Source organism: Phaeobacter sp. A36a-5a (assembly GCF_037911135.1).
Classification (GTDB): domain Bacteria; phylum Pseudomonadota; class Alphaproteobacteria; order Rhodobacterales; family Rhodobacteraceae; genus Phaeobacter; species Phaeobacter bryozoorum.
This window is the reverse complement of sequence record NZ_JBBLYU010000004.1, coordinates 133,447-148,501: the sequence shown is the minus strand read 5'-3', so window position 1 is coordinate 148,501 and position 15,055 is coordinate 133,447. Positions and strand designations below refer to the sequence as shown.

The window sequence follows — 15,055 nt, the reverse complement described above, 5'->3', positions numbered from 1 at the left end:
CTGAGGGTTATTTTCCGTAAACATAGTCCGGCAGCCACAGGGCAATCTGCGGGAACATCATGACCAGGGCGAGTGCGACCACCATGACAGCGGCAAAGGGGATGATTGAGACGTAGATGTCTTTCAGCCCGATTTCCGGTGGCGCCATCGCCCGCATCAGGAACAGGTTGTAGCCAAAGGGCGGCGTCATATAGGCGATCTGGGTGGTGATGGTATAAAGCACACCGTACCAGATCAGATCGAACCCCAGCGCCCCCACAAGCGGCACATAAAGCGGCGCCACGATCACCAGCATCGCGGTGTCATCAAGGAACGTGCCCATCACGATAAAGCTCAGCTGCATCAGGATCAGGATCATCCAGGGGCTGAGACCCAGCTGCGTGGTGAACAGATCCTCGATCGCCTTCACCGCGCCCAGACCATCAAAAATTGCGCCAAAGCCAAGCGCGGCGAGGATGATCCACATGAACATGCAGGAAATCCCCAGGGTGGAGCGCACCGAAGTTTCAAACACCTCCTTGTTCATCCGACCTTTGAGAATGGCCGCGACAAAGGCGGTCATCGCACCAATGGCGGAGCTTTCCACCAGCGAGGTCCAGCCATTCACAAAGGGAACCATCATCGCGGCAAAGATCGCCAAGGGCAGCACGCCGGAGAACAGCAGGCGGTATTTTTCCTTCATGAAGACATCATGATAGAAGATCGGAACGCCTCTGGTGACAAAGGCCAGAACAGCACCGGCAAGAGCCACGCCCATTGCGGGTTTTGCCTCGATGATGCCCATCTTGACCACCAGCGGCACCAGCACCAGAAGGGCCAGAACGATGTAGTTCAGGCGCAGCGGATGATCGCTGATGCGCTCATATTCGGCGAGATCCTCGGGGCTCATGGCGGGGCCGAGTTCGGGCTGCATCCGGGCGCGCAGATAGATGTAGATGATGAACATGGCCGCCATCAACAGACCCGGAACAACACCGGCGAGCCAGAGCTGACCAACCGGCTGGCGCGCGATCATCGCATAGAGCACCAGCACGACGGAGGGCGGCACCAGAATGCCGAGGGAGGAACCGGCCTGAATGGTGCCGGTGACCAGCGTCTTGTCATAGCCACGGCGCAAAAGCTCGGGCAGGGCGATGGTGGCGCCGATGGCCATACCAGCCACTGACAGACCGTTCATCGCCGAGATCAGGACCATCAGACCAATGGTACCAATCGCCAGCCCGCCTTTGACCGGACCCATCCACACGTGAAACATCCGGTAGAGATCATCTGCGATCTTCGATTCCGACAGCACGTACCCCATGAAGATGAACATTGGCAGCGTGAGCAGAGGATACCATTTCATCAGCTTCATGGCCGCGGAGAAGGGGATTTCACTGCCGCCAGTGCCCCAGAGCAGCAGACCGGCCACAGCGCCGACGAAACCGATTGCGCCAAACACACGCTGACCGGTCATCAGCATCAGCATCATGCCGGCAAACATCATAATGGCGATGAGTTCATAGGACATTAGAAGTCGTCTCCGCGAAGGCGTCCGAGATCACGGAACAATTCAGCAAGGCATTGCAGCAGCATCAGAAAGACGCCGAAACAGAGGATGGTTTTGATCGGCCACATGAAGGGGCGCCAGGCGGTGGAGCTGCGTTCCAGATAGCCGAGTTTGGCGCTGGCGGCATCGACGCCTTCGCTCACAAGGATTGTCAGCAGCTCTCCGAAGAACTGAAACGGCTCCAGCCCGAAATACCCCAGCGAATAGGCGGTGGAGCTGACGGCGCCATAAAACAGGATCCCAAGGTAGAACATCAGGAACAGCACGGTGACGGCATCGACCATGGCCTTGGTCTTGAGCGACCATGCGCCATAGAACAGATCCATCCGTACATTGCTGCCCATCTGGATCGAGTAGGGACCGCCCAGAATATAGTAGGCGACCATGACAAACTGCGCGGTCTCCAGCGTCCAGAGTGACGGGTTGAAAAAGGTCTTTGACACCGAGGACCACAGAAGCACCCCAACCAGCACAAAGATCAGATACATGGCGAAACGGCCAATCACGCGGTTCATCGCGTCGATGGCGCGTACATAGCTCTTGATGGCACTAGGCATTGGCTGCCTCCTTACTGGTCAGCGCGCTCAGGGCCGGGCGCAGCAGACACAGCAATTCGTCTGTCATGGCGGCTTCCTGTTCCGGGGTCTGCAACAGATCGTTACGCACTTCGATCATCACATTGGCCAAACCATTGTTCTGACCATGCAGCACCAGCGAATGTGTGACACCGTCCTGCGGGCCATAGGGCGCGTTGCGCTCGATCTGGCGGTCGGGCAGGGCCGGGGCGGCCTCCAGCATCGCATCGGCCAAGCGGCTGTCCGCATCGTGCAGGATGCCGATTTCGACGCTGCGCGGGGTGCCGTAAAAGATCGGGGTAAAGCTGTGGACCGTCACCAGCATCGTCTCGCGACCTGCGGCCCTGCGATCAGCGATCACCTGCGCCACGGCCGCGCAGAAAGGGGTGTAGACGCTGTCGACCCGTTCGGCCCGCGCCGCCGCATCCAGATCACGGTTGCCGGGGACTTCGATCAGTTCCGATTTCGCGGGCATGGCACTGGCAGCTTCGGGCGGGCGGTTGCAGTCATAGACCAGCCGCGACACCCGGCTTGCGACCAGCGGCGCGTCCAGAGCCACCGATAGACCCTTGGCCACCGCCAATGCGCCGGGATCCCAGGCGGCATGGCTGGCGCGGTCATCCTCCGACAGGCCAAGCCCCTCATACCGCGCCGGAATGTGGTTGCTGGCATGTTCGCACAGCACCAGCACATCGCCGGTGCCCGCTGCATTCCAGATCTCTACTGCCTCGTTGGGCAGTTCCGGTGCGGCGGCAGATGGAGCGTTGGAATCGCTCAGTGACATTGGGCACTCCCTGATTTTGGAAAAATGTTTTCACGTACGACTTTTTGTGTCAATATATTTTCAGCATCAGTTTGATCCCCTCGTGTCGGGGATGGCCCTGTCTTTGGGGCGGTGCATAAATTGTAGGCAAACCAGAGGGATAGCCGGACAGTGACAAAACCGCCCGCCACCGTGCGCGAACTCATCCGGGAGCAATATGCAACCCTGACCCAGGCAGAGCGCAAATTCGCAAATGCCCTGCTGGCCAATTATCCGGCGGCTGGTCTGGCCTCTATCACCATTGTTGCCGCCAATGCCGATGTGTCGACACCCACCGTGGCGCGCATGGTGCAGAAGCTTGGTTTCAAAGGATATCCGCAGTTCCATCAGGCCCTGCTGAAAGAGCTGGAGGCAAAGGGATCCGGCCCGACCCAGCGCCGGGCCAACTGGGCGTCGGAGGCGCCGGAGGGGCATCTTCTGAACAGATTTGCACAGGCGGTGACCGACAACCTCAGTCAGACCTTTTCCAACGTCGATTCAGAGCAGTTCGATGCGGCGGTCCGGCAGCTGGCCGATACTGAGGGTCGGCTCTATGTGGTTGGCGGGCGCATCACCCGTGCGCTTGCGGATTATGCCTTCACGCATTTTCAGGCCATTCGCCAGCGGGTCACACATATGACCTCCTCCTCGGCGACCTGGCCGCATTACGTGCTGGATATGGTGGAAGGCGACACGCTGCTGATGTTCGACGTACGCCGCTATGAGACCAACCTGCAACGGCTGGCCGAACTGGCCTCGGAACGGGGGGTGCGGGTGATCCTGATCACCGACCAATGGTCCAGCCCCATCGGATCTGTGGCGGCGCATACCTTCAATTGCTGGGTGGAAATCCCCTCGGCCTGGGACTCGAACATCTCAACCATGATGCTGCTGGAGGCGATGATCTCGGCCGCACAGGAGGAGCGCTGGGACGAGACGCGCGCGCGCTACGAGAAACTCGATACAATCTTCGACACCACGCGGCTGTTTCGCAAATTCACCTGAATCCCCTCGCAGCCGTGGTTGTTCATAGTCAGAGAAACGTGTCCAACAGATACAAAAAAGGGAGGCCGCTGGCCTCCCTTTTTTGTATCTCGGAATTTAAGTGTTTCAGTAGCGGTTGCGGACCGCAAGGCCGATCAGAACGCCCAGCCCCAGCGCGCCAGCTACGGCAAGCGCCGGATTCTTCTTCACGAATTCCTCACTCTGGGAGGCAAGCTCATTAACGGTCTGGGACGCGGTTTTTGCACCCTCGGTCGCCATCTCACGGACCGCCTGAGCATTGCGTACCGCCATATCCTCCAGCTGTTCGCCAACTTCTTTGGCTTTTGCCGCAATCGGCTGGGACGCCTCTGTCAGGGTGTCCTGCTTGCGTCGCGCAGCGGTCGATTTCTTCGGTTCAGTCTGTGTCTGAGTTGCAGCCATGATGAAGTCTCCTTTCCACCACTCAACGTGCGCCGAGCCGCGAAAGTTCCATGGAACCATCGCCGCGCGGTCTGAGTTGGGACGGTATCACAGCACGACATGATATGAAGGAGAGGACCATGCTCTACTGGGCTTTGCTATTCTTTGTTGTCGCAGTCATCGCTGGCCTCTTCGGCTTTGGCGGTGTGGCGTCTGCCTCTGCCGGGATCGCGCAGATTTTGTTCTTCGTGTTCCTTGTACTCTTTGCCATCGCCATGGTGGTTCGGGTGGTAAAGGGCAGATAGCGTGGAGACGACAATGCGAAAGCGATGAGGGGCGGATGCTGTGGCGTCCGCCCATTTTCGTTGCTCATCTGTCCCCGGCGCCTGCGCGTCTGACATCGGTGAGAAGGTCTGACACCGGCGAGAAATATGGGAACCTCTGTCAGGAGCACACGTTGGGGTGGTGAGACCGACATAGACAAAGGAGATGATAAGATGAGCGAAGCGCTTTCAGTTGTGCCCAGCCGTGATGACGTTAGCACCGGTGTCCGTGACACCTCGGTGATCGCCAGCGGGCTGGCCGATGTGCTGGCCGATACCTATCGCCTCGTGTTCAAGACCCATGCCTATCACTGGAACGTCGAAGGGCCGGCCTTCTACTCGGTCCATAAGCTGACCGAAGAGCAGTATGAGAATATGTTTGCAGCGACCGACGAGCTGGCGGAACGGATCCGCGCGCTGGGGCATCTGGCGCCGTCGAGCCTTGCCGATATCGTCAGCCGTTCGAAGCTTGAAGACAAAACCGGCTCGCTGACGGCTGCGGATATGGTTGAGGATCTCGCTCATTGTCATGAACGCGTCGCGCACCGCCTTCATGCGCTGGCCGAGTTGGCGGGCGATCGCAAGGATATCGTTACCGAGGATCTGGCGACGGCGCGCTCCGCCTTTCACGAGCAGGCCGCCTGGATGCTGCGCGCCATCGCCAAGGGCTGAGGCCTGACGAAAGCTTGGGCACCGCCTGACAGGGTGATCCGGCACGAGAGACGCGCGCGGCGGTGATCCCGGCGCGGCGGCGATCTCAAGCGAAAGAGCGGAAAACATCCGCAACTGCCGTCCAGACACAAAAATAGCCGCCTGATCACAGGCGGCTATTTGATCAAAACAGGTTTGCGCCTGGTTTAGGCCTTCAACGTCTCGGTCGAGGAGAAGAACATCGCCTGGCTGACCGCCGAGCGAACCTGATCCTCGGTATAGGGCTTCGAGATCAGGAAGGCAGGTTCCGGCCCTTCGCCGGTCAGCAGCCTTTCGGGGAAGGCAGTGATAAAGATCACGGGGCAGTCAAAATGATTTTCAAGGATCTTGTTCACCGCATCAATGCCGCTGGAGTTATCCGCAAGCTGGATATCCGACAGGATCAGATCCGGTGTCTCTTCCCTCGCGAGTTTCAGCGCGGCATCTTCAGTCCGGGCAATGCCGGTCACCCGATGTCCCATTTCGCTGACGATCCCTTCAAGATCCATCGAAATGATCGCCTCATCCTCGATGATCATGATGCGACCCGATGTGGATTTCGACATCTCCTGATAGGCGATCTTCACCAGTTCACTTGCTTCATCGGCGCCGATTTCCATTATCTGCGCCACCTCTGCGGTGCTGAAATCCTCAATCGTGTGAAGCAGAAGCGCCTCGCGGGTATTTGGGGTAAGCGCACGCAGATGCTTCTGCGCCTGGGTCTCCAGCCCGCTGTCGGGCATATCCAGCTCAACCGGGGCACCGCTGGAACTCCAGATAACATGGAAAGCGCGGAACAAAGCCACCTTTGCTTTCAGCTCAGCCTCATAGCGGTCCGGCTCGGCCAGGATCGCCTCCAGAGTTGCAAGGGCATAGGTGTCACCGCTGGTCTGGCTACCTGTCAGCGCCCGCGCATAACGGCGCAGGAACGGCAGGTTAGACCCGATCTGATTAGCAAGAATTTCTCCTGTCGGGGCGGTCATTTGATATGTCCCTTTTTTTCTGAATACATATGGAACCATACGTCTGGTCACTGCGTTTGGTTCCAGAGTGTGCGTAAAAAAATATAGTTGGATCGTATGGAAAAGCACAAGGCAACAGAAAAACGCGGTGACGCGATCGAGCGAGAGATCGACAGCAACCTGAAAAAGGCGTTTGATACGCTTGCGTCGGAGCCTATCCCCGACCGGTTCGCAAATCTTCTCGACCAGTTGAAAGCCAAGGGCGCGGCGCCGATCGAAAGCGCCAATCGTGATGAGGATGACTCCTGATGGGCGATCCCAGAGACGAGCTGGTGGACCACCTTGGTGCCATGCGTGCGTTTGCCATCAGTCTGACCCGGAATACGGCCATGGCCGATGATCTGGTGCAGGATACCTTGGTTAAAGCCTGGACCAATATCGACAAATTCGAGGAAGGCTCCAATATGCGGGCCTGGCTCTTTACGATCCTGCGCAACACGTATTACTCTCTACGCCGTAAACGCCGCCGCGAGGTGGAGGACGGCGATGGCGTCCTGTCCGAGCAGCTTTCGCAGAAACCTGATCATGACGGGCGCCTGAACATGCGCGATTTCAACAAAGCTTTCGAACAGCTGAACGATGAACAGCGCGAGGCGCTGATCCTGGTTGGCGCCGGCGGGTTCTCTTATGAGGAGGCCGCAGAAACCTGCGGCGTCAAGGTCGGCACGATCAAGAGCCGGGTGAACAGAGGCCGGGCGCGGTTGGCCGAGCTGATGAATCTGAGCGAAAACGAGCCGCTGGAGCTGACCGACACCGTAACTGCAGGCATCGTGTCGCAGCAAAGCGTGGCCTGATATGAAACTGGGGCGGGCACTGGCTGGCGGGCTGTTTTTTCGGCTCGCCGCTCTCATGACCTTGGCATTGCTGCCATTGGGCATGATTGCCATCTATCAGACCTACACGGTGATAGATGAGGCCGCGCGCCTGTCCCGGATGGCCATTCTTGCCCGCACCGAACGGGCCGCTATGGGAGAGCGGGAGCTGTTGCAACGCACCGGCGGCGCCGCTGACGCCCTGGCGGCGGCCACCCTGCCGCTGCGCAATCAGCCAGCGGCCTGCAATCTCGCCCTGGCCACCTTTGTCAAAGCGCAGCCGACCTATTCCTTTGCGGGCCTTGTCACGCCCGAGGGGCAGCCGGTCTGCAGTTCCAAGGATGTGGGCGCCGCGATCGCCGAAACAGCATTTTTTGCAAAAGCGGTCGCGCGCGGCGCGCTGACCTATGGGGTGGGGCGCAGCCTTGATGGAAATGGGGATTTCGAACTCTCATTGACAACGCCGGTTCGCGAAGGTGGCGAAATCGTCGGCTATCTGACCCTCGCCATTCCGAAAAGATTGACCAGCGCGTTTTTCACCGAGAGCTGGCAGCTGGAAGGCATCCGTTTTGCCACAATTGATCGGGACGGCGATATCCTGTCCTCTTCGGAGCCGCTGCCTCAGGCCGGGTTGATGCTGCCCCAGACACCCGCGCAGTCGGATCTGATCAGGCGGTCTGGCGACACGTTCTTTGCAATGTCAAAATCCCAGGAAGAACGGTTCTTCGCGGTGAGCGACATCGTTCCGGGCGAGGTCGCCGTTGTGGGAAGCTGGCCAGCTGCACAGGCGCAGATGGCAACAGGCATGGGCGGCTGGGCCTTCACCCTGGCCTTTCCGGTGTTGATGTGGCTCGCAGGCATGGTCGTCGGCGTATTTGGCCTGCATCGTCTTGTTATCCGCCATCTCAGTGACCTGCGCGCAGCCATGAGGCGCTATGCACTAGGCGAGCGGAAACAGGCCCAGCTGGATCTGCTGAACCCGCCGCGCGAATTTGCCGAGGCCCAGCAGTCCTTCAACCGCATGGTGATGATCCTCAGCAAGGCCGAAGAACGCCGGGAGATCGACCTGCGCGAGAAAACCGTGCTCCTGCGCGAGGTGCATCACCGGGTAAAGAACAACCTCCAGCTCATCGCCTCGATCATGAACATGCAGGCAAGATCGGCGCGCTCGGACGAGGCGCGCAACGTGCTTGCCCAGCTTCAGCGCCGGGTGCGTGGGCTGGCGGCGATTCACCGGTCCCTGAACACCAATCCAGATGTCACCACCGTGGATGCGGCCGAGCTTATTACGGCTCTGGCCAAGGAGATTGCCTCCCTGTCGCATGGGCGCGATGGCGCTGTCGCCATCGAAACAGATCTGGCCTCGGTCCAGCTTAATCAGGACGATGCGGTGAATCTGTCGATGCTGGTGGCCGAAACGCTCACCAATGCTGTCAGATTTGCGGGTGTAGACGGCGACGGGCGACGCGTTGTTGGTGTCTCCTTTGCCGAACAGGAAGGCGGCTACTGTCGTCTTACCATCCGCAACGCGCTGGGCCCGCAGAACGGGGCCGAAAGCGAAGAGCGCCAGTTCACCAGCGGGCTCGGCGCACGGCTTATCAAGGCCTTCGTCGCACAGCTCGAGGGTGAGGCCAAGACGACGGAAACAGAAACAGAATTTACCTATGAGGTCGTCTTTCCGCATAGCGACGACACGGCGGCACAGGGGCTTGCGGAAAAAAGGGGTGCGAACGACAATGCCGACCTGCGAAACACAGGATGACGCGGCGACGGATCCAGAGGTCTTTGAGGTTCTGGTGACCGCTGCCGAGGCATGGCCTGCGTTTGAGCGGGCGGTGCTCAGCGCCAAAACAGAGGTGCGTGCCAGTTTCCGTATCTTCGACTTCTCTACCGCATTGCTGAGCGACGAGGCGCGCGCCATCGGCGACACATGGGCGGATCTGGTCGAACATGTGGTTGCCCGAGGTGTCCATTTTCATCTGGTTGTCAGCGATTTCGACCCGGTGATGGGCCAGGAGCTGCATCAGAAAACCAAAAGCACCGTGGCGCAGGCGCAGGAAATCGCCGTGCGCCTTGCGCGCCGCGCGACCGATGATCCGGTCGGTGACCTTCATGTCGAGGGCGCGCTGCATCCGGCGCGGGCAGGTTTGTTGCCACGGTTGGCCTTTGGCCCGTTCATCAAGATGAAGAAGAACAAGATCTCGGACCGCAGGCCAACCGGACCAGCAGGCGCCACCGGGTTCCCCAGTCGTGGCCTGTCCGATACCCCCGACGATGGTCTTCTTCCCGAAGTGCGCCCGGTCACCCACCATCAGAAGCTGGCGGTGATTGACGAAACCCTACTCTATGTCGGCGGGCTGGATCTCAACGAGCGCCGCCGCGATACGCTGGAGCATGATGAGCCGTCACAGCAGACCTGGGCAGATGTCCAGGTGCTGGTCAGCGGCCCCGAGGCCCGCGAGGCCGCGCAGCATTTGCGGCATTTTCAACGCTATGTCGCGGGCAAGGAACACCCGCCTGAAGGCAAATTGATCCGCCGGACGATTTCCGCGCCGCGTCGTTTCGGATTCTGGGCGCTGTCCCCCCGCACGGTATTGCGCGAGATCGAAGAGGATTATCTCGCCGCCTTCGAACGCGCCGAACATCTGATCTATCTCGAAACCCAGTTTCTGCGCTCCAGCGTACTGGCCGACGGGCTTGCCGCTGCCGCCAGACGTAACCCGGACCTCTCTCTTATTCTGGTGCTGCCCGCGCTGCCCGATGATGTGGCTTTTGAGGGCAACCGGGATCTGGATGCGCGCTATGGTATGGCCTTGCAGGGGCAGGCGCTGGACACATTGCAAGCAGCTTTTGGCAGCCGCGCGACCATCGCCAGCCCGGTACAGCCGATCCTGGCCGATCGCGAGGCGCCCTCAGTGCTGGCAGGCTCACCTGTGATCTATGTCCACAGCAAGGTGCTGATTGTTGACGATAGTTTTGCGATGGTCGGGTCTGCGAACATGAACGGGCGGTCGATGCGCTGGGACACTGAGGTGGCGCTGCGCATCACCCGCAAGGACCGCGTGGCCGAAACCTGGCGCGCGATGTGCAACCACTGGTGGGATCAGGGCCAGATGCCGGATGAGGCGCGCAGGCTGGAGACAGCGTCGGACTGGTGGCGCGCAGAAGTCGCACGCAATGGCCTGCGCCTGCCGGAGTCGCGCAACGGCTTTCTGGTGCCCCATGATCCGGACAAAATGGCCGATCTTCAGCAGCCCCTTCCGGGCGCGACCGAGGATGTGGTCTGACCCGACGGGATGACAGGGCCTGATGGCGCGACTGGGGCGCGCAGGCGGCGGCCCGGTGGCCCGGTGGTCTGGCTCAACTTGGCTGGGTATCGGGGCCTTGTGACCGGCGTGCCTCTGAGGAGGCGCGAAGCAACTGACCGGCCCACAGCAACGTCGGCAGCGCCACGATCGCGCCCACCGGACCCCAGATCCACAGGCCAAAGACAATTGCGAGAAACACCACCAGCGGGCTCAGATGTAGCTGATGACCGACAAAAGCCGGGGTGACAAACTGCGCCTCGATAAGGTTCAGCCCAAGGAACAATGCCGGCGGCAGCAGCGCCGCCGCACCGCCAAGCTGGGTCATCCCGACGAATGTCAGGCCGGTGATCATCATCAACGGGCCGAGATACAGGATGAAGTTCAGCAGCATGGCCGCCAGCCCCCAGATCAGCGCGCTGTCGATGCCGATCACGGCAAGGCCGATTGCGGTGGCGACACCAAGCCCTGCGTTGACGATCGTCACAGCAGCGAAGTAGCGCGCCACCTCATGTTCCGCGCGGTAGAGCCGTTTGCCCAATGCCCCCGCAGCAGCATAGATATCCGTACGTGTCAGCACGAAGAAGAACAGCGTGCCGATGAAGATAAACACCTGCGCACCAAAGTTGGGCGCCACCCAGAGCGCATCCATCAGCGTCGGAAACCCGCTGGCCACATCCGCCTCGGCGCCGCGTGTCCCGACGGTTTGTTCAATCTCCTGGCTGATGGCTTCGATGCCGCGCAGGAGGCCGGACATCATGTAGACCCAGCTTTTGATTTCACGTTTGATTTTGGGGAGATCTTCAACAACGCCCGAGATCAGAGGCTCCAGCGACAGGAATAGCAGCACGATGATGGCGCAGGAGAATAGCAGAAGGCTGCTCGCGACGATCACGCGGGCCACGCCAATGCCCTGTAGCCGGTCGGCAATCGGTGAGACGACAATTCCCACCACCACGGCAAATATGATGGGCGCAAGGATCGGTTTGGATACATAGAGTGCAAGGCCGAGGGCAAGCGCCGTCAGAATGAGCAGCATCATGCGCGCCGCACGGTCGGACAGCATCGAATTGAGCATGGCGAATGGCCTTGTCTGAGAGAAAACCCTCCGGCCCGGTCGGGCCAGAGGGGAGGTTAGCGTCAGTTCAGCGAGGCTTCCAGCGCCTCGCGGCCTTGGCTGAGCTGGTCGTGCAGCGCGGTCTCGCCTTTGTTGGCCAGCTTGCGTAACTCCTGTTGCAGGGTGTCGCGCGCCTCAGCCATCAGGGCGTCGCGTTTGGCGCCCAGCAGTTCATCTTCCTGCCGGGTTTGCGGCAGCAGGGCCGCGACAATCGCACCAAGGCCAAAGGCGAGACCGCCGGCAACCAGTGGCTGCGCTGCGATGCCATCCTGTGACGCGCGGCTGAGCTTTGCGGCTCTGCGTTCCAGTTCTTCCTGGATCTGGATCGCTGAAAGACGTGCCTTTCGCACCTGCTTGCGCGCTTTGGGAGGCAGTTTGTCCAGCCCGTGGTCCAGCGCCGCACGCAGACGCCTGGCGCTGGGGCTTTTGCGCTGGCCCGCATCGGGGCTGGGCACGTGAGCCATCTCAGCGCTGGTCGCCGCGGCCACCGGTCCCGCCGGTTGCGCTTGTCCTTCCGGATCACGTCGCTTGCCGGCTCCCGACATCAGCAGCGCGATGCCGGTGCCGACGAGCGCCAGCGCGGCCGGGTTGGCACGCGCGGTCGACCACAGCTGCTGCGAAATCTCACCGCCATATTGCGATGCGGTTGCAGAAACTTCCGTCGCGATGCGCTCCGGCGACAGGCTCGCCGCCAATGTGTCGAGGGATTTGGACAGCGCCACGCGGTCACGGGCGATTTCGGTCTCAAGCTCGGTCAGATCGGTATCATTAGACATGGCGTGTGGTCTCCTTCAAGGTCTTGAGGTCGCGTTGCACGTTCCGCAGGCTGCGATCCGGCATAAGGGCTGAGGGTGACAGGCGGTTGACGCCCAGCATCACCAGCCCCACGGCAAGGGCGATCAACGGCCCGCCGACGATCAGCGCGGCGGTCCCGACGCTAAGGCCCATAGCGGTGATCGCGGCGACAAGCGCGGCTGCAAGGACATGCAGCCCCACAATGGCCAGCACGGCACCCACCGCGATCATCGCGATGGCAACACCGGCGCGCGACAGGTTGCGCGACAGTTCTGCCCGCGCCAGTCGCAACTCGTCCTGTACCAGCTGCGACATCTGTTTGAGCACGGTCACCAGCAGTCCCGGCGCCTGTGACGGGCTGGCAGAGGTGTTCTGATCTTCCATCACGAAACCCTCCGCGTCGGGCTCTGCGTCATGCCGCCACGGCTGTAGTCACTGTCGCTGGCCGGGGAGCCGTCACCGGTCTCATAGGCGGCCCATGGGTCGCCTGTTGCGTCATCGGCGACGGCGCGGCCCGTCGTGGCGTCCGGGGCTGTCGACTTCAGGAACCGGGTTGCGGCAAAGCCGAGAAGCGCAGCCCCCCCAAGAAACAGCATCGGGTTCTTGCGGGCAAAAGCGCCGGTATCGCGTAGTACTTTTTCCAGATCGGCTGTCCGGATGGTATCCGCAACCTGCTCCAGCCCCTGAGCCAGCTGCTGGGCGGCCTGAGCTTGAAGCGAGCCTTGCGGCAGCTCGGAGGCAGCGGCATCAGCAGCACGCGCAACGGCGGCGGCCTCACCTGCGGCTTTGCTCTGGGCTTGCTCCGCGCGTGCTCTGGCCTCGCTGCGCAGCGTCTCCTGCGCCTGTTCCGCGAGTTCCGTCGCATGTGTCTTGGCGCGCTCGATGTGGCGTGAAGTCGTGTGTTGTTCGGTCATGTGCCTCTCCCGTTCTGTTTGGATGGCTTGTGATCCCAACGCGGCCTGCGACGGTTGGTTCCCGATCTCTCTGGACTTCTGTCTGTTCCAACTAGCGGTGCCCAACGCGCGATCATGAACGCCGATATGGCAGCGTCCTCTGGGACGCGGACTCCAGAGCAGTCTTCGCGATCGGCGACAGCGCACCGGCGGAGTTTTCCGGGAACCAAGCCGATACCGGCACGTTGACTAGGCGACGATACCCAAATGACAGGAGCCAAGACATGAACGAGCAACAGATCAAAGGGAACTGGGCAACCCTGAAGGGCAAATTCCATGAGGCCTATGGCGATTTGACAGATGATGATGTCGAGAAGGCCAAGGGCGACCGCGAACAGCTGCTTGGCCTGTTGCAAACAAAATATGGCAAGGCCCGCGAAGAAGCTGAGCGCGAGTTGGATAAGTTCTTCGCCTCAGTCTGACCCCTCCATCTGATGTCCTGTGGTTTGGCTGCCGGACAGGCGGCCGCAAACTGCGCGGGGTGACACTCCGACCCCGCCTATCGAATTGAGACGAAAGGAATTTTGACATGGCACGACAGACCGAAACCCAGCAGGAGGCGATCTCTCAACTGTGGCACCAGCTGGAGAAACGCCGCACTTCGATGCTGGCTGTGCGTGACAGCGACCAGCATCCGCAGCCGATGACGCATTTCGCGGATGCAGAGAATGGCGCGATCTGGTTCATCAGCTCCTCCGACAGCGATCTGGTCCGGGCAATCGGCCTTGGTGCCGACGCCCAGTTGACCCTTGTCTCTGACGGTCAGGATTATCACGCAAGCGTGCGCGGACCGCTGGAGGTCACCAATGACACCGATAAGCTCGATGAGTTGTGGAGCTTTGCCGTCGGCGCCTGGTTTGAAAAGGGCCGTGACGACCCCAAGGTGACATTGCTCAAGATGACCCCGCGTGAAGCAGCGGTCTGGGCCTCGCAGGGCAACGCCGTTCTGGTCGGCCTGAAGCTGCTGCGCGCCAGCCTGAGCGAGACCGAGGGCCATCCGGATGTCGGCGTGCACCACGTGCTTCAGCTCAATGCCTGATCGTCAGCACGTCGCGCGATCACGAAAAATGGCGCTGTTCCGTGTTGGGGCAGCGCCATTTTTTAACGTTTCAGCCTTCGGTCAGATGTGTTTATGCCTTTCGCGCGCGGGGGCCGAAGAGCAGCCAGCAGATGAAGCCAAGGATCGGCAGGATCAGCACGAAAACAACCCAGATGACTTTCTTGCCGGTGCCTGCGTTGGACCCGACAATCGACACGATTGCCCAGATGGATAGCAGCAGGACGATCAGCCCGCCGATGCCAGCATATTCTACCATATATAATCTCTCCTTGTTGGCGTATGGGCGCGGTCAGGCGCTGCGCAGCGCCTCGATCAGCGCGTCCTTGTTCATAGTCGAGCGCCCGTCGATATCCAGCTCGCGGGCGCGGTCCATCAGCTCGTCTTTGGTCCAATCCTCATATGGGGGCGCCTTACCGCCCTTTTCAGATGGGGACATGTCATCATTTGCCTGCGCGTTGGCTATGGCGGCAGCCTTCGACTTACCATAGCCCTTGTCGCGCAGAGCCTCATAGGTGTCTTCCTTCTTGATGGATGCGCTGTGATCGTCGGCCATGGGGTGCTCCTCTTTTCCAAGCGCAACGCAGAACCTGAATAAATTGTTCCGCCATCTCATATTGCCGCATTGCCATCTGGCCGTGGCGACTGGCG

The 15,055-nt window shown here is 60.6% G+C and carries 20 protein-coding genes; 9 read left to right on the top strand and 11 right to left on the bottom strand.

What is annotated here, in order from left to right:
• Positions 1–7: 7 nt before the first annotated feature.
• The 3 genes from WLQ66_RS16270 to WLQ66_RS16260 are packed head-to-tail and all read right to left on the bottom strand — an operon-like array spanning position 8 to position 2,908.
• Positions 8–1,510, bottom strand: a complete 1,503-nt coding sequence (locus WLQ66_RS16270) for a TRAP transporter large permease (RefSeq protein WP_340547383.1) — start codon at positions 1,508–1,510, stop codon at positions 8–10.
• Positions 1,510–2,106, bottom strand: coding sequence for a TRAP transporter small permease subunit (locus WLQ66_RS16265; protein WP_340547382.1), 597 nt, complete (start codon positions 2,104–2,106; stop codon positions 1,510–1,512). Before WLQ66_RS16265 ends, WLQ66_RS16270 begins: the two co-directional genes overlap by 1 nt.
• Complete coding sequence (locus tag WLQ66_RS16260; protein ID WP_340547381.1) at positions 2,099–2,908, bottom strand: N-formylglutamate amidohydrolase; 810 nt, start codon at positions 2,906–2,908, stop codon at positions 2,099–2,101. Before WLQ66_RS16260 ends, WLQ66_RS16265 begins: the two co-directional genes overlap by 8 nt.
• 150 nt (positions 2,909–3,058) lie before the next feature.
• Between WLQ66_RS16260 and WLQ66_RS16255 the strand changes: the two genes are divergently transcribed.
• Complete coding sequence (locus WLQ66_RS16255) at positions 3,059–3,931, top strand: MurR/RpiR family transcriptional regulator (RefSeq protein WP_340547380.1); 873 nt, start codon at positions 3,059–3,061, stop codon at positions 3,929–3,931.
• Between the two features lie 105 nt (positions 3,932–4,036).
• Here WLQ66_RS16255 and WLQ66_RS16250 read toward each other — a convergent pair whose 3' ends face one another.
• Positions 4,037–4,351 (bottom strand): hypothetical protein, encoded by a 315-nt coding sequence (locus tag WLQ66_RS16250; protein ID WP_340547379.1) that lies wholly within the window; start codon positions 4,349–4,351, stop codon positions 4,037–4,039.
• 119 nt (positions 4,352–4,470) lie between these two features.
• Here WLQ66_RS16250 and WLQ66_RS16245 point away from each other — a divergent pair, with 119 nt between their 5' ends.
• A complete protein-coding gene (locus tag WLQ66_RS16245) occupies positions 4,471–4,635 on the top strand; it encodes a DUF1328 domain-containing protein (protein ID WP_340547378.1) in 165 nt (54 codons plus the stop codon).
• Positions 4,636–4,827: 192 nt separating this feature from the next.
• Positions 4,828–5,325, top strand: coding sequence for a Dps family protein (locus tag WLQ66_RS16240; RefSeq protein WP_340547377.1), 498 nt, complete (start codon positions 4,828–4,830; stop codon positions 5,323–5,325).
• Positions 5,326–5,510: 185 nt separating this feature from the next.
• Here the strand turns inward: WLQ66_RS16240 and WLQ66_RS16235 are convergent, their stop codons facing one another.
• The gene (locus tag WLQ66_RS16235) at positions 5,511–6,326 is read right to left on the bottom strand and encodes a response regulator (protein WP_340547376.1); all 816 of its coding nucleotides are present in this window, start codon (positions 6,324–6,326) and stop codon (positions 5,511–5,513) included.
• 96 nt (positions 6,327–6,422) lie between these two features.
• Between WLQ66_RS16235 and WLQ66_RS16230 the strand changes: the two genes are divergently transcribed.
• Genes WLQ66_RS16230 through WLQ66_RS16215 form a run of 4 tightly spaced genes read left to right on the top strand, consistent with a single transcriptional unit; the run spans position 6,423 to position 10,464 of the window.
• A complete protein-coding gene (locus WLQ66_RS16230; RefSeq protein ID WP_340547375.1) occupies positions 6,423–6,614 on the top strand; it encodes a NepR family anti-sigma factor in 192 nt (63 codons plus the stop codon).
• Positions 6,614–7,159 (top strand): RNA polymerase sigma factor, encoded by a 546-nt coding sequence (locus WLQ66_RS16225; protein ID WP_340547374.1) that lies wholly within the window; start codon positions 6,614–6,616, stop codon positions 7,157–7,159. The genes WLQ66_RS16230 and WLQ66_RS16225 overlap by 1 nt, the downstream gene beginning before the upstream one ends.
• A 55-nt stretch (positions 7,160–7,214) precedes the next feature.
• Positions 7,215–8,939, top strand: coding sequence for a sensor histidine kinase (locus WLQ66_RS16220; protein WP_340547373.1), 1,725 nt, complete (start codon positions 7,215–7,217; stop codon positions 8,937–8,939).
• Positions 8,914–10,464, top strand: a complete 1,551-nt coding sequence (locus WLQ66_RS16215; RefSeq protein WP_340547372.1) for a phospholipase D family protein — start codon at positions 8,914–8,916, stop codon at positions 10,462–10,464. Before WLQ66_RS16220 ends, WLQ66_RS16215 begins: the two co-directional genes overlap by 26 nt.
• A 73-nt stretch (positions 10,465–10,537) precedes the next feature.
• Here the strand turns inward: WLQ66_RS16215 and WLQ66_RS16210 are convergent, their stop codons facing one another.
• The 4 genes from WLQ66_RS16210 to WLQ66_RS16195 all read right to left on the bottom strand — a co-directional run bounded on the left by WLQ66_RS16210 (position 10,538) and on the right by WLQ66_RS16195 (position 13,308).
• Complete coding sequence (locus WLQ66_RS16210; protein WP_340547371.1) at positions 10,538–11,560, bottom strand: AI-2E family transporter; 1,023 nt, start codon at positions 11,558–11,560, stop codon at positions 10,538–10,540.
• 62 nt (positions 11,561–11,622) lie between these two features.
• Positions 11,623–12,375 (bottom strand): hypothetical protein, encoded by a 753-nt coding sequence (locus WLQ66_RS16205; protein ID WP_340547370.1) that lies wholly within the window; start codon positions 12,373–12,375, stop codon positions 11,623–11,625.
• Positions 12,368–12,778: a phage holin family protein gene (locus WLQ66_RS16200; RefSeq protein ID WP_340547369.1), complete on the bottom strand. Its 411-nt coding sequence runs from the start codon at positions 12,776–12,778 to the stop codon at positions 12,368–12,370. Before WLQ66_RS16200 ends, WLQ66_RS16205 begins: the two co-directional genes overlap by 8 nt.
• The gene (locus tag WLQ66_RS16195) at positions 12,778–13,308 is read right to left on the bottom strand and encodes a hypothetical protein (RefSeq protein ID WP_340547368.1); all 531 of its coding nucleotides are present in this window, start codon (positions 13,306–13,308) and stop codon (positions 12,778–12,780) included. Before WLQ66_RS16195 ends, WLQ66_RS16200 begins: the two co-directional genes overlap by 1 nt.
• A 263-nt stretch (positions 13,309–13,571) precedes the next feature.
• On the opposite strand from WLQ66_RS16195, the gene WLQ66_RS16190 reads away from it, so the two are divergent.
• The gene (locus WLQ66_RS16190) at positions 13,572–13,769 is read left to right on the top strand and encodes a CsbD family protein (RefSeq protein WP_340547367.1); all 198 of its coding nucleotides are present in this window, start codon (positions 13,572–13,574) and stop codon (positions 13,767–13,769) included.
• Positions 13,770–13,876: 107 nt separating this feature from the next.
• The gene (locus WLQ66_RS16185; RefSeq protein ID WP_340547366.1) at positions 13,877–14,386 is read left to right on the top strand and encodes a pyridoxamine 5'-phosphate oxidase family protein; all 510 of its coding nucleotides are present in this window, start codon (positions 13,877–13,879) and stop codon (positions 14,384–14,386) included.
• A 91-nt stretch (positions 14,387–14,477) separates the two neighbouring features.
• Here the strand turns inward: WLQ66_RS16185 and WLQ66_RS16180 are convergent, their stop codons facing one another.
• The gene (locus WLQ66_RS16180) at positions 14,478–14,663 is read right to left on the bottom strand and encodes a PLD nuclease N-terminal domain-containing protein (protein ID WP_340547365.1); all 186 of its coding nucleotides are present in this window, start codon (positions 14,661–14,663) and stop codon (positions 14,478–14,480) included.
• Positions 14,664–14,696: 33 nt separating this feature from the next.
• Positions 14,697–14,960: a DUF7218 family protein gene (locus WLQ66_RS16175; protein ID WP_340547364.1), complete on the bottom strand. Its 264-nt coding sequence runs from the start codon at positions 14,958–14,960 to the stop codon at positions 14,697–14,699.
• Positions 14,961–15,055 lie beyond the last annotated feature (95 nt).

What these genes read in the sequence shown, in the direction of transcription:
- WLQ66_RS16270 (WP_340547383.1), bottom strand. Translation starts at nt 1,510, where the DNA reads ATGTCCTATGAACTCATCGCCATTATGATGTTTGCCGGCATGATGCTG.
- WLQ66_RS16265 (WP_340547382.1), bottom strand. Translation starts at nt 2,106, where the DNA reads ATGCCTAGTGCCATCAAGAGCTATGTACGCGCCATCGACGCGATGAAC.
- WLQ66_RS16260 (WP_340547381.1), bottom strand. Translation starts at nt 2,908, where the DNA reads ATGTCACTGAGCGATTCCAACGCTCCATCTGCCGCCGCACCGGAACTG.
- WLQ66_RS16250 (WP_340547379.1), bottom strand. Translation starts at nt 4,351, where the DNA reads ATGGCTGCAACTCAGACACAGACTGAACCGAAGAAATCGACCGCTGCG.
- WLQ66_RS16245 (WP_340547378.1), top strand. Translation starts at nt 4,471, where the DNA reads ATGCTCTACTGGGCTTTGCTATTCTTTGTTGTCGCAGTCATCGCTGGC.
- WLQ66_RS16240 (WP_340547377.1), top strand. Translation starts at nt 4,828, where the DNA reads ATGAGCGAAGCGCTTTCAGTTGTGCCCAGCCGTGATGACGTTAGCACC.
- WLQ66_RS16235 (WP_340547376.1), bottom strand. Translation starts at nt 6,326, where the DNA reads ATGACCGCCCCGACAGGAGAAATTCTTGCTAATCAGATCGGGTCTAAC.
- WLQ66_RS16230 (WP_340547375.1), top strand. Translation starts at nt 6,423, where the DNA reads ATGGAAAAGCACAAGGCAACAGAAAAACGCGGTGACGCGATCGAGCGA.
- WLQ66_RS16225 (WP_340547374.1), top strand. Translation starts at nt 6,614, where the DNA reads ATGGGCGATCCCAGAGACGAGCTGGTGGACCACCTTGGTGCCATGCGT.
- WLQ66_RS16220 (WP_340547373.1), top strand. Translation starts at nt 7,215, where the DNA reads ATGACCTTGGCATTGCTGCCATTGGGCATGATTGCCATCTATCAGACC.
- WLQ66_RS16215 (WP_340547372.1), top strand. Translation starts at nt 8,914, where the DNA reads ATGCCGACCTGCGAAACACAGGATGACGCGGCGACGGATCCAGAGGTC.
- WLQ66_RS16210 (WP_340547371.1), bottom strand. Translation starts at nt 11,560, where the DNA reads ATGCTCAATTCGATGCTGTCCGACCGTGCGGCGCGCATGATGCTGCTC.
- WLQ66_RS16205 (WP_340547370.1), bottom strand. Translation starts at nt 12,375, where the DNA reads ATGTCTAATGATACCGATCTGACCGAGCTTGAGACCGAAATCGCCCGT.
- WLQ66_RS16200 (WP_340547369.1), bottom strand. Translation starts at nt 12,778, where the DNA reads ATGGAAGATCAGAACACCTCTGCCAGCCCGTCACAGGCGCCGGGACTG.
- WLQ66_RS16195 (WP_340547368.1), bottom strand. Translation starts at nt 13,308, where the DNA reads ATGACCGAACAACACACGACTTCACGCCACATCGAGCGCGCCAAGACA.
- WLQ66_RS16190 (WP_340547367.1), top strand. Translation starts at nt 13,572, where the DNA reads ATGAACGAGCAACAGATCAAAGGGAACTGGGCAACCCTGAAGGGCAAA.
- WLQ66_RS16185 (WP_340547366.1), top strand. Translation starts at nt 13,877, where the DNA reads ATGGCACGACAGACCGAAACCCAGCAGGAGGCGATCTCTCAACTGTGG.
- WLQ66_RS16180 (WP_340547365.1), bottom strand. Translation starts at nt 14,663, where the DNA reads ATGGTAGAATATGCTGGCATCGGCGGGCTGATCGTCCTGCTGCTATCC.
- WLQ66_RS16175 (WP_340547364.1), bottom strand. Translation starts at nt 14,960, where the DNA reads ATGGCCGACGATCACAGCGCATCCATCAAGAAGGAAGACACCTATGAG.